General features: G+C 72.2%; 17 protein-coding genes. 11 read left to right on the top strand and 6 right to left on the bottom strand.

Annotated elements, in window-relative coordinates; translation table 11 throughout:
* Positions 1-18: 18 nt before the first annotated feature.
* The 9 genes from Air01nite_RS09965 (at position 19) to Air01nite_RS09925 (ending at position 9,090) form a co-directional block, all read left to right on the top strand.
* The gene (locus Air01nite_RS09965) at positions 19-513 is read left to right on the top strand and encodes a SigE family RNA polymerase sigma factor (RefSeq protein ID WP_239090623.1); all 495 of its coding nucleotides are present in this window, start codon (positions 19-21) and stop codon (positions 511-513) included.
* Positions 510-1,256, top strand: coding sequence for a hypothetical protein (locus tag Air01nite_RS09960; protein WP_203701691.1), 747 nt, complete (start codon positions 510-512; stop codon positions 1,254-1,256). Before Air01nite_RS09965 ends, Air01nite_RS09960 begins: the two co-directional genes overlap by 4 nt.
* Positions 1,257-1,293: 37 nt before the next feature.
* The gene (locus tag Air01nite_RS09955) at positions 1,294-1,602 is read left to right on the top strand and encodes a heavy-metal-associated domain-containing protein (protein WP_308439962.1); all 309 of its coding nucleotides are present in this window, start codon (positions 1,294-1,296) and stop codon (positions 1,600-1,602) included.
* Positions 1,603-1,655: 53 nt separating this feature from the next.
* The gene (locus Air01nite_RS09950) at positions 1,656-3,086 is read left to right on the top strand and encodes an MFS transporter (RefSeq protein WP_203701689.1); all 1,431 of its coding nucleotides are present in this window, start codon (positions 1,656-1,658) and stop codon (positions 3,084-3,086) included.
* A gap of 91 nt (positions 3,087-3,177) precedes the next feature.
* Positions 3,178-4,059, top strand: coding sequence for an AAA family ATPase (locus Air01nite_RS09945; RefSeq protein WP_203701688.1), 882 nt, complete (start codon positions 3,178-3,180; stop codon positions 4,057-4,059).
* Positions 4,056-5,162 carry a vWA domain-containing protein gene (locus Air01nite_RS09940; protein WP_203701687.1) on the top strand — a complete coding sequence of 369 codons (1,107 nt, stop codon included), beginning with the start codon at positions 4,056-4,058 and terminating at the stop codon, positions 5,160-5,162. Before Air01nite_RS09945 ends, Air01nite_RS09940 begins: the two co-directional genes overlap by 4 nt.
* 127 nt (positions 5,163-5,289) lie before the next feature.
* Positions 5,290-5,877, top strand: coding sequence for a (2Fe-2S)-binding protein (locus Air01nite_RS09935; RefSeq protein ID WP_203701686.1), 588 nt, complete (start codon positions 5,290-5,292; stop codon positions 5,875-5,877).
* 10 nt (positions 5,878-5,887) lie between these two features.
* Entirely contained in the window at positions 5,888-8,248 is a 2,361-nt protein-coding gene (locus Air01nite_RS09930) for a xanthine dehydrogenase family protein molybdopterin-binding subunit (RefSeq protein WP_203701685.1), read from the top strand.
* Positions 8,245-9,090, top strand: coding sequence for an FAD binding domain-containing protein (locus Air01nite_RS09925; protein ID WP_203701684.1), 846 nt, complete (start codon positions 8,245-8,247; stop codon positions 9,088-9,090). The genes Air01nite_RS09930 and Air01nite_RS09925 overlap by 4 nt, the downstream gene beginning before the upstream one ends.
* 47 nt (positions 9,091-9,137) lie before the next feature.
* Here Air01nite_RS09925 and Air01nite_RS09920 read toward each other — a convergent pair whose 3' ends face one another.
* From Air01nite_RS09920 to Air01nite_RS09910, 3 genes are read right to left on the bottom strand one after another with little or no spacing between them, the layout of a single operon-like run.
* On the bottom strand, positions 9,138-9,554 hold the full coding sequence (locus tag Air01nite_RS09920) for a VOC family protein (protein WP_203701683.1): 417 nt from the start codon (positions 9,552-9,554) through the stop codon (positions 9,138-9,140).
* Positions 9,555-9,564: 10 nt separating this feature from the next.
* Positions 9,565-9,981, bottom strand: coding sequence for a helix-turn-helix domain-containing protein (locus Air01nite_RS09915; protein WP_203701682.1), 417 nt, complete (start codon positions 9,979-9,981; stop codon positions 9,565-9,567).
* Entirely contained in the window at positions 9,978-10,880 is a 903-nt protein-coding gene (locus Air01nite_RS09910; RefSeq protein ID WP_203701729.1) for a hydroxymethylglutaryl-CoA lyase, read from the bottom strand. Before Air01nite_RS09910 ends, Air01nite_RS09915 begins: the two co-directional genes overlap by 4 nt.
* Positions 10,881-11,044: 164 nt before the next feature.
* Between Air01nite_RS09910 and Air01nite_RS09905 the strand changes: the two genes are divergently transcribed.
* Positions 11,045-11,329 (top strand): adhesin, encoded by a 285-nt coding sequence (locus Air01nite_RS09905; RefSeq protein WP_203701681.1) that lies wholly within the window; start codon positions 11,045-11,047, stop codon positions 11,327-11,329.
* On the opposite strand, the gene Air01nite_RS09900 is transcribed toward Air01nite_RS09905, so the two are convergent.
* Both Air01nite_RS09900 and Air01nite_RS09895 read right to left on the bottom strand, forming a co-directional pair.
* Positions 11,326-12,102, bottom strand: coding sequence for a pentapeptide repeat-containing protein (locus Air01nite_RS09900; protein ID WP_203701680.1), 777 nt, complete (start codon positions 12,100-12,102; stop codon positions 11,326-11,328). The genes Air01nite_RS09905 and Air01nite_RS09900 overlap by 4 nt on opposite strands.
* 1 nt (position 12,103) lies before the next feature.
* Positions 12,104-12,460: a winged helix-turn-helix transcriptional regulator gene (locus Air01nite_RS09895; protein WP_203701679.1), complete on the bottom strand. Its 357-nt coding sequence runs from the start codon at positions 12,458-12,460 to the stop codon at positions 12,104-12,106.
* A 70-nt stretch (positions 12,461-12,530) separates the two neighbouring features.
* Here Air01nite_RS09895 and Air01nite_RS09890 point away from each other — a divergent pair, with 70 nt between their 5' ends.
* On the top strand, positions 12,531-13,067 hold the full coding sequence (locus Air01nite_RS09890) for a TetR/AcrR family transcriptional regulator (protein ID WP_203701678.1): 537 nt from the start codon (positions 12,531-12,533) through the stop codon (positions 13,065-13,067).
* Here the strand turns inward: Air01nite_RS09890 and Air01nite_RS09885 are convergent.
* A complete protein-coding gene (locus Air01nite_RS09885; protein WP_203701677.1) occupies positions 13,064-13,678 on the bottom strand; it encodes a DedA family protein in 615 nt (204 codons plus the stop codon). The two genes, Air01nite_RS09890 and Air01nite_RS09885, sit on opposite strands and share 4 nt — an antisense overlap.
* Positions 13,679-13,691 lie beyond the last annotated feature (13 nt).

The raw sequence follows: 13,691 nt of genomic DNA, 5'->3' as shown, positions 1-13,691 counted from the left end.
GACAGCGAGCGATCCGCCGTGGGCACGCGTGACGAAGAGTTTCTCGACTTCGTGGCCGCCTCCGGTCGCTATCTGCTGCGCACCGCCGTGCTGTTGTGTGGTGACCCGGTCCGGGCGGAGGAACTCGTCCAGGCCACCTACGAGCGCACCTACCGCTCCTGGCGGGCGGCACGCGACGGCGACCCGCAGGCGTACGCGCGCCGGGTCCTGGTCAACCTGCGCATCGACGGGTGGCGTCGCACGCGTCGCGAGGTGCTCGTCGACCCGGGCGCGCTGCCGGACCGGGCCGGCCCGGACCACACCGGCGCCGTGGTCGCCCGCAACGCCGTGGTCCAGGCGCTAGCTCGGCTGCCGCTCACGCAGCGGCGGGTCGTGGTCATGCGGCACCTGCTCGACCTCACCGAGACCGAGGTCGCGCGCGAGCTGGAGATCTCGGTCGGCACAGTCAAGTCCCACCACGCGCGGGGAATCGCCCGGCTGCGTCAGATCTTCGCGGAAGGGGAACTGCGATGAGCGACGATGACGACGTCGTCACCCGCCTGCGGGCCGGCGCTCCCGGCTACCCCGAATACGGTCCGGACGCCGGGCTGACGCTCGCCGCCGCCCGACGTGCGCTGCGCCGCGGCCGCGCCCGGCGGACGGTCGGAGGCGGCGTGGCCGCGGCCGTGGCCGTCCTCGTCGGGCTCACGGCGGGCGGCGCGATCCAACTGCCGGACGCCGGCACGTTCGCCGTGCCGTTCGGGCCGGGCGCCGGCGGGCTCCCGGACCAGGGTGACCCGCCGATCTACCCGCCCGAGCGGCTGCGGCACGACGTCGAGAGCCTGCAGCGCCAGGTGCTGCCGGCGACGACCGACCTCGCACTGACCAGCTATCTGTACGAGCCCGGCGGGTGGGGCCGGTCGACGTGCCGGGTGTTCACCTGGTCGCAGGGTGCGTTCCGGGATCGCGCGGCGGACTGTGCGAACCCGAGCGACCCCGAACCAGCGCTCGACGGCGCGAGCGAGGCCGCCTTCGACCGGGTGTCCGACGCGATCGAGCGCTCCGGCGTGGACGTGTACCGGATCGAGAAGGGCGGCTGGGGTCCGGGCACGTCGTTCCATCTCCGCGACAACTCCTGGAAGTGGAACTGGTACTACTCGTACATACCCGGCAGCTCCCAGGACGCCCGAGAGGTGCGCACGGACACGAGCCTCGGCGTCCGGCTGCAGGTCCACGTCAGCGGCGACTGGTGGTTCACCGTGGAGCCCGACGACTGACAGCCCCAGCACGCCGCTTTACCTACCCCCCGGGGGTATGTTAACGTCTCGCCGTCATACCCCCCAGGGGTATCAGCGCAGGAGGTGCGAGATGTGTGACAGCTGTTCATGCCAGCCCACGGATCCGGCCGCGACGACAGCCGGTCTTGGTCGGGAGTTCCTCGTCGTGGGCATGACGTGCGCGTCATGCGCGGCCCGGGTGGATGCCGCGGTGCGGAGGGTCTCCGGCGTGACCGGAGTCGAGGTCGACGCCGCCAGCGGGCGGCTCACCGTGGCCGGGGACGTCGACGACCTGGCCGTCGCCGCCGCGGTGACCGCCGCGGGCTACCGAGTCAGCGAACCGTAATCAACAGCAGGCTTGGCCCGCGCCGCGTGGTGTCGGGCCGGATGGGACATCTGGTGCCTTCGTCTTCTCGGCGGTGGTGGGCGCTCTCGCTCGTCGCCGCCGCACAGTTCATCGTCATCATGGACACGTCGATCATCGGCGTGGCCCTGCCCAGGATGCGGGAGGATCTCGGGTTCTCCCAGGAGAACCTGTCCTGGGTCTTCAACGCCTACGTCGTCGCGTTCGGTGGTCTGCTGCTGCTCGGCGGCCGCCTGTCGGACCTGTTCGGCGCCCGCCGGATGTTCGCCGCGGGCTGGGCGATCCTGCTCGTCGGCTCGGTGGTCGCCGGGACGGCCGCGTCGGTCCCGATGGAGTTGACCGGTCGGGCCGTCCAGGGCGCCGGAGCGGCACTGATCGCGCCGTCGGCGCTGACGCTGCTCATGATGCTCTTCGGTGGCGCGCCCCGGGAGCTGACCCGAGCGCTCGCCTGGTACGGCGCGGCGGCGCCGGCCGGCGGGACGGCCGGCGTGTTCCTCGGCGGAGTGATCACCGAGTACGTCAGCTGGCCGTGGGTCTTCTACGTCAACATCCCGGTCGCGGTCGTGGCCCTGCTCGCCACGCCGGCGTTGATGCCGTCCGGCGCGGCCGGCGGCCGCAGCAGCGTCGACTGGGCGGGTGCGGCGACGGTGACCGCCGGGCTCGGTGCCGCCGTATACGGCATCGTCGCGGCCCCGCAGGTCGGCTGGGACTCGGCACGCACGTGGCTGGTGCTGGCCGCGGCGGTCGCACTGCTGCTGGCGTTCGTGGCGATCCAGGCCCGCCGGCGTCAGCCGTTGATGCGGCTGGCCATCTTCCGCACGCCGAACCTCGGCGGGGCCAACCTCGCCCAGCTTCTCCTGGGCGGCGCGTGGATCCCGATGTGGTTCTTCCTGAACCTCTATCTCCAACAGGTGCTGGGCTACAGCGCCTTCCCGAGTGGCGCCGCGCTGCTTCCGATGACCGTCCTCATCATGGTGGGGATGATCGTCCTGGCGCCGTGGGCGATCAACCGGTTCGGCGCGAAGTCCATGGTGGTCACCGGGATGGTCCTTCTCGCGGCCGGGATGGGTTGGCTGTCGCTGGCCCGTTCCGACGGCACATTCCTGGTCGACGTCCTGCCGGCCTCGCTCGTGGCCGCTCTCGGCATGGCGCTGGCCTTCATCCCGTCGCTGGGCACAGCGATCTCCAGCGCCCGACCCGAGGAAGGCGGGCTGGCGTCGGGGATCGTGAACACCAGCTACCAGGTGGGTTCCGCGCTCGGCCTGGCGGCGATGACCGCCGTGGCCGCCGCGTTCGGCGCGGACCGGCTCGGGGATCGCGACGCGCTGACCACCGGCTTCTCGGCCGCGTTCATCGGTGCGGCACTGATCGCCGTCGTGGGAGCGCTCGTCGCGGCGGCGGCCCTGCGCAAGCCGGCCCCGGTGTCCGGCGGTGCAGAGCCCGCGGACCTGGTCGCGAACCGGTAGCACCTCGACCGATGGGAGCGGGCCGCTCTGGCACCTGCACACCGGCCCGCTCCCCGTTCCGGCGATCACGAAAGCTGGCATAGTTGGCGGCGTGAGCACTCCGCTGCCCGAATCCCCCGGCGCGTTGGCCACGGCGTTGGCGACCACCGGCTACCTCGCCGACGAGGGGCTGGCCACCGCGGGGTTTCTGGCGCTCAAGCTCGGGCGACCGCTGTTCCTCGAAGGTGAGGCCGGCGTCGGCAAGACCGCGTTCGCGCAGGCCCTCGCCACCGCGACCGGTGCCACCCTGGTGCGGTTGCAGTGTTACGAGGGGCTCGACGCGGCGCAGGCGCTCTACGACTGGGACTTTCCCCGGCAGATCCTGCACCTGCGAGCCGCCGAGGCCGCCGCCAGCGGTGCGCCGCTGGATGCCGCCGCGCTCGAGGCCGGGCTCTACGACCGGCGGTTTCTGATCGCCCGGCCGCTCCTGCGGGCCCTGGAGACCAACCCCTGCGTGCTGCTCGTCGACGAGGTCGACCGGGCCGACGACGAGTTCGAGGCCTTCCTGCTGGAGATCCTCGCCGAGGCCGCGATCACCGTGCCCGAGCTCGGTCGGATCGCCGCCGCGACACCGCCGTTGACCGTGTTGACCAGCAACCGCACCCGTGAGGTGCACGACGCGCTCAAGCGCCGGTGTCTCTACCACTGGGTCGAGCATCCCGGGTTCGAGCGCGAGGTGGCGATCCTGCGCGAGCGGTTGCCCGCGATCACCGAGCGGCTGGCCGCCGAGGTCGCCGCCGCCGCGGGGCGGATGCGGGAGCTCGACCTGATCAAGCCGCCCGGTGTGGCCGAGTCGATCGACTGGGCCGGTGCGCTCGTCGCGCTCGGAGCCCGGTCGCTCGACCCCGAGTTGGCCGCGGTCACGCTGGGTGCCGTCCTCAAATACCGCGAGGACGTCGCGCGCGTGCGGGCCGTCGGCATCGCCGGGCCATGACCGCCGACCTCACGGCGTTGGTCGTCGGGTTCGCGCGGACGCTGCGCCACGCCGGAGTCGATGCCGGGCCTGACCGGGTGCAGACCATGCTCCGCGCGGTCGACGCGCTCGGTGTCGACGAACGCGACCTCTACTGGGCCGGCCGCCAGACGCTCTGCGGCGAACCCGACGACCTGGCGATCTACGACGCCGCGTTCGCCGCCTACTTCGGCGGCCACCGACCTGGCCGGGGCACCCCGTTCGACACCACGCCGACCCTGCCCAGCGTCGCCGCGCCGTACACCTCGGGTCCGCCCGGCGAAGGCACCGCGACCGACGACGAGCCGCACGTGCTCGGTCTGTCCGCCAGCACCGTCGAGATCCTCCGCCGGCGCGACTTCGCCCTGCTCACCGCGCCCGAGCGCGACGAGGTCCGGCGCCTGCTCGCGCTCCTCGGGCCCGAACCCGCGCCCCGCCGCAGCCGCCGGCGCCGGCCCGCCCGACGGGGTGAGGTCGACGCGACCCGCACGGTACGCGCGGCCTTGCGGCACGCCGGTGAGCCGACCACGCTGGCCAGGCGCCGCCGCACCGAACGGCCGCGCCGGCTCGTGCTGCTGGTCGACGTGTCCGGCTCGATGAGCGCGTACGCGGACGCCCTGTTGCGGTTCTCGCACGCCGCCGTCCGCCGCCGCCCGACCCGCACCGAGGTGTTCACGCTCGGCACGCGACTCACCCGGATCACCCGCGCGCTGCGCCACCGCGACGCCGACGCCGCCCTGCACGCCGCGTCGGTCGCGATCCCGGACTGGCACGGCGGCACCCGGCTGGCCGACGCGGTCAAGGCCTTCCTCGACCGTTGGGGCCAGCGCGGCACCGCCCGCGGCGCGATCGTGGTCGTGTTCAGCGACGGCTGGGAACGCGGCGACCCCGCCGCCTTGGCCGCGCAGACACACCGCCTGGCCCGCCTCGCGTACCGGCTGATCTGGGTCAATCCCCACCGCGGCAAGGAAGGCTTCGCACCGCTGGCCGGCGGGATGGCCGCGGCACTCCCCCACCTCGACGAGTTCGTGGCCGGTCACACCGTCGAGGCGCTCGACGAACTAGTGCTGATCATCGCGAAATAGCACGGCGGCCCCTTGCGGTGTCGCTCCTGACGGGATTGGCTAAGGGCTTCGCCTGAGCTGAGCATGCGTGCCGGCCCCCACCGGCCGCAGTGGAGCAAGCCGGGAGGGCTTGATGACCCGGGTATCGATGAAAGTCGACGGAGTCGAATACGAGGACGACGTCGAACCGCGCACCCTGCTCGTCCATCACCTGCGTGAAAGCCTCGGCAAGGTTGGCACCGTCGTTGGTTGCGACACCAGCAACTGCGGCGCGTGCACCGTGCTGATGACCGACCCCGAGGGGCGCAAGCAGGGCATCAAGAGCTGCTCGGTCCTGGCCGTCCAGGCCGACGGCCGGGAGATCACCACGATCGAGGGCCTCGCCGGCCCCGACCGCACGCTGCACCCGGTGCAGCGGGCGTTCCACGAGGCACACGGCCTGCAATGCGGGTTCTGCACCCCCGGCATGATCATGGCCGCGGTCGACCTGCTGACGGAGAACCCCGACCCGACCGAGGCCGAGATCCGCGAAGGGTTGGAGGGCAACCTCTGCCGGTGCACCGGCTACCAGAACATCGTCCGCGCGGTGCGGGAGGCGAGCGCCGAGATCCGCAGCGCCGGCGGCGACGCCGAGCCCGCCCCGCCGTCCCCGCGGGCGGGTGAGGCGCAGACACCGGACTCGGGCCTGCCCCGCCAGGACGTGCCCGACGAGACCATCCCGCAGCCGGTGCCGTGAGGGAGAGCTGATGACTGTCACCGAGGTCGGCAGCGCCCGCCGCCGCAAAGAGGACGCCCGGCTGATCACCGGCCGCACCACCTGGACGGAGAACGTCACGCTGCCCGGGATGCTGCACCTGGCGATCCTGCGCAGCCCGATGGCGCACGCCAGGATCAGCAGCATCGACGTGTCGCCCGCGCTGGCGACGAAGGGCGTCGTCGAGGCCTTCTCCGGCCGTGACGTCGCCGACGTGCAGGGCGCGCTGCCCTGCGCCTGGCCCGTCACCGAGGACATGGTGCTCCCCGACCGGCCGCCAATCGCGGTCGACGAGGTGAAGTTCATGGGCGAGGCGGTCGCCGTGGTGGCGGCCCGATCCCGGGCGGCGGCCCTCGACGCGCTCGCCGCGATCGAGGTCGACTACGAGCCGCTGCCGGCCGTGCTCGACATGGAGGCGGCCCTGGCCGACGGCGCCGACCTGGTGCACGCCGACAAGGGCACCAACCGGGGCTACACCTGGGTGTTCGACTCGGGCGAGGCCGGCACGGGCGGCGACGCCGCCGCGGCGCTCGACGACGCGGAGGTCGTGATCCGTCGGCGGTACGTCCAGCAGCGGCTGATCCCGGCCTTCATGGAGCCGCGCAGCGTGGTCGTCGACCCGACCGGCGACGTCTACTCGATCTGGTCGGCCACCCAGATCCCGCACATCCTGCGGTTCCTGCTCGCCGCGGTCACCGGCACGCCGGAGCACAAGGTCCGCGTGATCGCACCCGACGTCGGCGGCGGGTTCGGCGGCAAGCTGCAGGTGACGCCGGAGGAGCTGATCGCCTTCGTGGCCGCGAAGCGGCTGGGGCGCCCGGTGAAATACACGGAGTCCCGCTCCGAGAGCCTGGTCTCGGCCCACCACGGCCGCGACGTGATCCAGGACGTCGAGCTGGCCGCCCGCCGCGACGGCACCGTGACCGGCCTGCGGGTCAAGCTGATGGCCAACATGGGCGCCTACATGGGCCTGGTCGGGCCGGGCGTACCGATCCTCGGCGCGTTCATGTACAACGCGATCTACAAGTTCCCCGCGTACCGCTTCGAATGCTCGGGTGTCTTTACCAACACCACGATCACCGACGCCTACCGGGGCGCCGGGCGGCCGGAGGCCACGTACGCGATCGAGCGGCTGATGGACGAGCTGGCCACCGAGCTCGGGCTCGATCCGATGGAGGTACGCCGGCGCAACTGGATCAAGGCCGACGAGTTCCCGTTCACCACGGTGTGCGGCCTGCAGTACGACTCCGGCGACTACGACAAGGCCACCGACAAGGCCATGGAGCTGTTCGGCTACGACGAGCTGCGCAAGGAGCAGGAGGCCCGCCGGGCGGAAGGCGACACCGTGCACCTCGGCATCGGCATCTCGACCTACACGGAGATGTGCGGGCTCGCGCCGTCGCGGGTGCTCGGCGCGCTGCGCTACGGCGCCGGTGGTTGGGAGACCGCGAGCGTACGCATGCTGCCCACCGGCAAGGTCGAGGTGGTCACCGGCACGTCGCCGCACGGCCAGGGTCACGAGACGGCGTGGAGCCAGATCGTGGCCGACCAGCTCGGCGTGCCGTTCGAGGACGTCGAGGTGCTGCACGGCGACACCCGCACCTCCTACAAGGGACTCGACACCTACGGCTCGCGCTCGCTCGCGGTCGGCGGCATCGCGCTCTACAACGCCTGCCAGAAGGTCCTCGACAAGGCCAAACCGATCGCCGCGCACATGCTCGAGTGCGACCCGGCCGACCTCGAGTTCGCCGAGGGCCGGTTCCGGGTGCGCGGCAACCCCGACGGCGGCCGGACGCTCGCCGACTGCGCGCTGGCGGTGTTCGCGGCGCACGACCTGCCCGACGGGATCGAGCCGACGCTCGACGCCGACGCGGTCTACGACCCGGTCAACTTCTCGTTCCCGCACGGCACCCACCTGTGCGCGACCGAGGTCGACACGGAGACCGGCCGGGTGAGCATCCGGAAGTACGTGGCCGTCGACGACATCGGCCGGGTGATCAACCCGCTGATCGTCGAGGGTCAGGTGCACGGCGGCATCGCCCAGGGCATCGCGCAGGCGCTCTTCGAGGAGGCCGTGTACGACGAGGACGGCAACCTGATGACCGGCACGCTGGTCGACTACACCCTGCCGACGGCGGCCGACCTGCCGTCGTTCGTCACCGACCGCACGGAGAGCCCGGCCCCCGACCATCCACTGGGCACGAAGGGCGTCGGCGAGGCCGGCACGATCGCCTCGACGCCGGCGGTCGTCAACGCGATCGTCGACGCGCTGCGCCCGATGGGTGTCAACGACATCGCGATGCCGTGCACGCCGGAGCGGGTCTGGCGGGCCGTCCAGGGAGGTGCGGCATGATCCCGCCGACGTTCGACTACGCCGCACCGACGACCGTCGACGAGGCGATCTCCGCACTGCGCGACGCGGGCGAGGACGCCAAGGTGATCGCCGGCGGGCAGAGCCTGCTGCCATTGCTGCGGATGCGGTTCGCGGCCCCGAGCACGCTGGTCGACCTCGGCGGCGTCGAGGAGTTGCGGCACGTCCGCGAGGACGGCGACACGATCGTCATCGGCGCGATGGTCACCCACGCCCGCGTGCTGCGGGATCCGCTGGTCAACGCGCACGTGCCGCTGCTGGCGCAGGCCACCTCGACGGTGGCCGACCGGCAGATCCGGCACCGCGGCACGTTCGCCGGGTCGTTGGCGCACGCCGACCCGGCCGGCGACCTGCCCGCGGTGGCGCTGGTGCTGGGCGCGTCGCTGGAGATCGCCGGTCCGCACGGGCGCCGCGTCGTGCCCGCGAGCGAGTTCTTCGTCGACTATCTGGAGAGCGTGGTCGCGCCCGACGAGGTGCTGGTCGCGGTCCGGGTGCCCAAACAGGGCTCCTGGGTGGGCCGCTACGAGAAGTTCAACCGGGTCGCGCAGGGCTGGGCCCTGGTCGGCGTGGCCGCACTGGTCCGCCGGGAGAACGGCGCGATCGCGGAGGCCCGGGTCGGGCTGACGAACATGGGCTCGACCCCGCTGCGGGCGCGCCGGGCCGAGGCGGCGCTGGCCGGCGCCGACAGCCCGGCGGCCGTCGGCGCGGCCGCGGCCCGGGCGGCCGACGACACCCGGCCGAGCGACGACCTGCTCGCCGGCGCCGACTACCGGCGCCACCTGGCCGGCGTGCTGACCAGGCGGGCGGTCGCCAGCCTGGCCTAAGCGAAAGGAACGGTCCGTTGTTAACGCATTAACAACGGACCGTTCCTTCACCCGCGCCGCTCGCTGAAGCGGACCATGTTGCCGGACGGGTCGCGGAACGCGCAGTCGCGCACCCCGTACGGCTGGTCGATCGGCTCCTGCAGCACCTCGGCACCGGACGCGCGGACCTGTTCGAACGTCGCGTCGCAGTCCTCGGTGTCGAAGATCAGCGCCGCCAGCGCACCCTTGGCGATCAGCTCGCGGATGGCCGCCTGGTCGTCCGGCGCCCGCGAGACCGCCGGGTCGAGCCCGATCTCGATGCCGGGCTGGCCGGGCACCCCGACCGTGATCCACCGCCAGGGGTTGCCCCAGTCGGTCATGTCGACGTCGTTGCGGACCTCGAGGCCCAGCACGTCACGGTAGAAGGCGAGCGCCTTGTCCTGGTCGTCGACGAGGATGAAGCAGTGCGAAAGCGTCAGGTTCATGCCTTCGACGCTAGGCCCGGGCAGGCGCCCGCCGCTTCTCCGAAACTGCTCTTGTCGGCCGGGTCAGCCGTTTGGCGAAGCACGCCGGCACCGCCGCGAGCCGGCTGTGGTCCCGGGCGCGGTACGCCGACGGCGGCTCGCCCACCAGTTCGGTGAACCGCGCGCTGAACGAGCCGAGCGAGGTCGCACCGACCGCCACGCAGACCTCGGTGACCGACAGGTCGCCCCGGCGCAGCAGCGCCTGGGCCCGCTCGATCCGCCGGGTCATCAGGTATTGGTAGGGCGTCTCGCCGAAGGCCACACGGAACTGGCGCGCGAAGTGCGACGGCGACATCAGCGCGGCGCGGGCCAGCGCGGGCACGTCCAGCGGCCGGGCGTATTCCCGGTCGATCAGATCGCGCGCCCGTCGCAGGTGTTCGACGTTCACGACACCAGTCTGGTGCGCGGACCCGCCCGCAGCACACCCGACGGCAGCTCACGGCCGACGACCCGCTGCGCCAGCGCCGCCGCCTCGACCAGCGCGTCCAGGTCGATGCCGGTGTCGATGCCCATGTCCTCGAGCATGTGCACGACCTCCTCGGTGGCCACGTTGCCGGTCGCGCCCGGTGCGTAGGGGCAGCCGCCCAGCCCGCCCACGCTCGCGTCGAACTCGGTGATGCCCAGGTCGAGCGCGGTCAGGATGTTGGCGAGCGCCGTGCCCCTGGTGTTGTGGAAGTGGAGCAGCACCGGGATGTCCGGCTGGCGCTCGCGCACGAGGGTGACCACGTCGGTGACCCGGCGCGGGGTGGCCATGCCGGTCGTGTCGCCGAACGCGATCCGGTCGGCACCGTCCGCCACCACCCGGTCGACGATGTCGGCGACCCGCTTGGGGTCGACGTCGCCCTCGAAGGGGCAGCCGAAGCTGGTCGCGATGATCACCTCGGCGCTCGCGCCCGCGCCGTGCAGTTCCTCGATCAGCGCGGCGATGTCGTCGAGCGACTCGGCGGTCGAGCGGTTGACGTTGCGCTTGTTGTGCGTGTCACTCGCCGAGACCACGACCTCGACCTCGGTGAAACCGGCCGCCAGGGCGCGCTGGGCACCCCGCGAGTTGGGCACGAGGGCCGAGTAGCGCACAGCAGGCGACTTGCGCACCTGCGACCACACCGCGTCGGCGTCCGCCATCTGGGGAATCGCCTTCGGGTGCACGAACGAGACCGCCTCGATCCGCCGTACGCCCGTGCCCGACAGCGCGTCCAGCAGCTCGATCTTGGCCGCGGTCGGCACCGGATCCTCGTTCTGGAGCCCATCTCGGGGTGCGACCTCGCGGATGGATACAGAGCCGGGCATCGGGTTCATGAACTCATGTTAAGTCGCGTTCGGGTTGCGAGATCCGGCGCCGGAGGGTTACGTGGTTCTTGGACGGCCGCAGAACCGCTCGCCGTTTGGGAACGGCTTCCCTATCAGTTGCGGTCTCAACGATTTCCCCTGCCGCAAAACTGGAGGGTTTCACCATGCTCGCAGTGACCGACAACGCGGTCGCGGTGATCCGCGACCTCACCGGCCAGCAGAACCTGCCGGACGGTGCCGGCGTCCGCATCGCGTCCGACCCGACACAGGGCGCGCTCACGATGAGCCTCGCCACCTCGCCGCAGGAGGGCGACCAGGTCGTCGACACGTCCGGCGCCCGGCTGTTCCTCGACGGCGAAGCCGCCCGGGTGCTCGACGACAAGTCGCTGGACGCGGCCGTCGACGCCAACGGCGCGGTCCAGTTCGAAGTGGGCGAGCAGCTCAGCTAGCCCCAATGGTCGGGGCGGCGCAGCCCCGTCGGCAGCGCCGTCCCGTGGTCGCCCCGGGCCGACTCGACCTGGGGCTGTGTCACGAACAACGCGGTGCGCAGGCGGGCACCGCGCAGGTCGGCGTCGCGCAGATCCGCGCCGATCAGGTCGGCCCAGCTCAGGTCGCTGCCACGCAGGTCGGCCCCGATCAGGTACGCGCCGCGCAGGTTGGCCGCCCGCAGGTCGGTGCGGCGCAGGTCCTTGCCGACCAGATCGGCTCCCCGGCGCTCGCGGTGCGGCCCGGTGGCGGTGCCGCGCACGGTGGCGCTCGCCCGGATCAGCAGGTCGTTGACGGCCGCCCAGTGCGGCGCGACGTCGAGCTTCGTCAGCTCGTCGGCCGTGCCGCCGGTCAGCGCCTCCGTCTGCGCTCGGGCGGTCTCCAGCGCCGCCCGTTGCGACCCCGGCAGCTTCAGCTCCAGCGCCGCGGTCAGATAGAAGAGCAGCTCGTGCAGCTCCCGCATCACCGGGAAGGCGGCGACCATCGCCGGCCGGTCGACGCGGCCGCCGAAGGTCTCCTGGGTGAGGTGCTGGCCCGCGCCGAAGCAGTCGTAGACCGTGCAGCCGCGGAAGCCCTCCGCCCGCAGCTTGCTGTGGATGCCGCAGCGGAAGTCGCCGCCCAGGTGCGGGCAGGGCTGGCCGGCGGGCTTGTCGATCGCGAAGTCGACGGACTTGGCGAAGGCGGGCACGACGCAGCACAGGCCCACGCAGCGGGTGCAGTCCGCGGTCAGCTCCATGTCAGGACGCCGCCCGCCGGTCGTACGCGGCCCGCGCGGCGGCGATCTCCGCGCGGTGCCGCTCGGCCCAGGTGGTCAGCGTGACCAGCGCGTCGTAGATCTCCCGGGCCAGGTCGGTCGCGACGTACTCGACCTTGGGCGGGACGGTCGGGTAGACCGTGCGGGTCAGCAGGCCGTCGCGTTCGAGATTGCGCAGGGTGAGGGCGAGCATCCGCCGGCTGATCCCGTCGATCGACCGCTCCAGCTCGGTGAACCGCACCGGGCCCTGGGCCGCGGCCACGATGATCGCGATGCTCCACTTGCCGCCGACCCGGTCGAGCACCTCGCGAGCGGTGCACTCCTCGGTCATGCCCTCCATCGTCACAGAGGTCGGGCGCCGGTTACAAGTCGTACACCAAGCCGTTCTTGGACACTTGTACAATCGCCGGATGGGAAACCGGGAGAGCCTGATCGCGGGTGCCAAGCAGTGCCTGCGCGACATCGGCTACACCCGCACCACCGCCCGCGACATCGCCACGGCGGCCGGGGTCAGCCTCGCCGCGATCGGCTACCACTTCGGCTCGACCCGCGAGCTGCTCAACCAGGCGCTGATGGAGGCACTGGCCGAGTGGGGCGGCGAGCTGGCCACGGCGCTGCAGACCACCGACGGCTCGGCCGAGGCGGTCTGGGCGGCGGTGATCGAGTCGGTGCGCACGCAGCGCCCGCTCTGGACCACCCAGTTCGAGCTCGCCGGCCAGGTCGACCGGCTGCCGGAGATCCACGACTTCCTGGTCGCCGGCCAGCGCACGGGCCGCACCGAGCTGGCCGGGCTGTTCGGCGCCGGCGAGGGCGAGGAGGCTCGGTTGCTCGGCGGTCTGGCCCAGGCTCTGCTGGCCGGCCTGGCCATCCAGTGGCTGATCGACCCCGACGGCGCCCTCACGGCCGCGGACCTGACCGCCGCCATCAAGCTGGCCGCGCGACCCTAGTGCGCGCGGCGCTCGCGCACCCGGCGGTAGATCGCCCAGGCCAGCAGCGCGGCCACCACGGCCGCGCCGATCCCGATCGCGGCCCACTTGCCGACCGCGGCCTCGATCATCTGGTACGAGTGGCCCGCGAGGAAGCCGAGCAGCACCGAGCCCACGCCCCAGACCAGGCCGCCGAGCGCGTTCCAGGCCAGGAACCGGCGGTAGTGCATGTGCGAAGCGCCGGCCAGGAACGGCACGAACGCGCGCAGGAACGCGATGAACCGTCCCAGGAACACCGCCGGCCCGCCCCGTCTGGCGATCAACGACCGGGCCGACTCCACCTGTTTCTCACGTTTCTGGAGCACCTTCACGCTCAGCAGGCGGTAGCCCCAGCGCGAGCCGATCTCGTAGCCCACCGTGTCGCCGATGATCGCCGCCGCCACCACGATCACGCTCATCCAGACCACGCTGACGTGCCCGAGACTCGCCGCGACGCCGCCGAGGACGGCGGCGGTCTCGCCAGGCAGGATGAAGCCGAAGAAGAGGGCGTCCTCGGCGAACACGACCAGGCCGACGATCACGTAGACGAGGATCGCCCGCTGGTCGAGCAGGCTGTTGAGCAGGCCACTCACCTGGCGATCTTAC

The organism is Asanoa iriomotensis (assembly GCF_016862515.1).
GTDB lineage: Bacteria > Actinomycetota > Actinomycetes > Mycobacteriales > Micromonosporaceae > Asanoa > Asanoa iriomotensis.
Note: the sequence above shows the minus strand (reverse complement) of the source record. Positions and strands in the feature narration are given on the sequence as shown.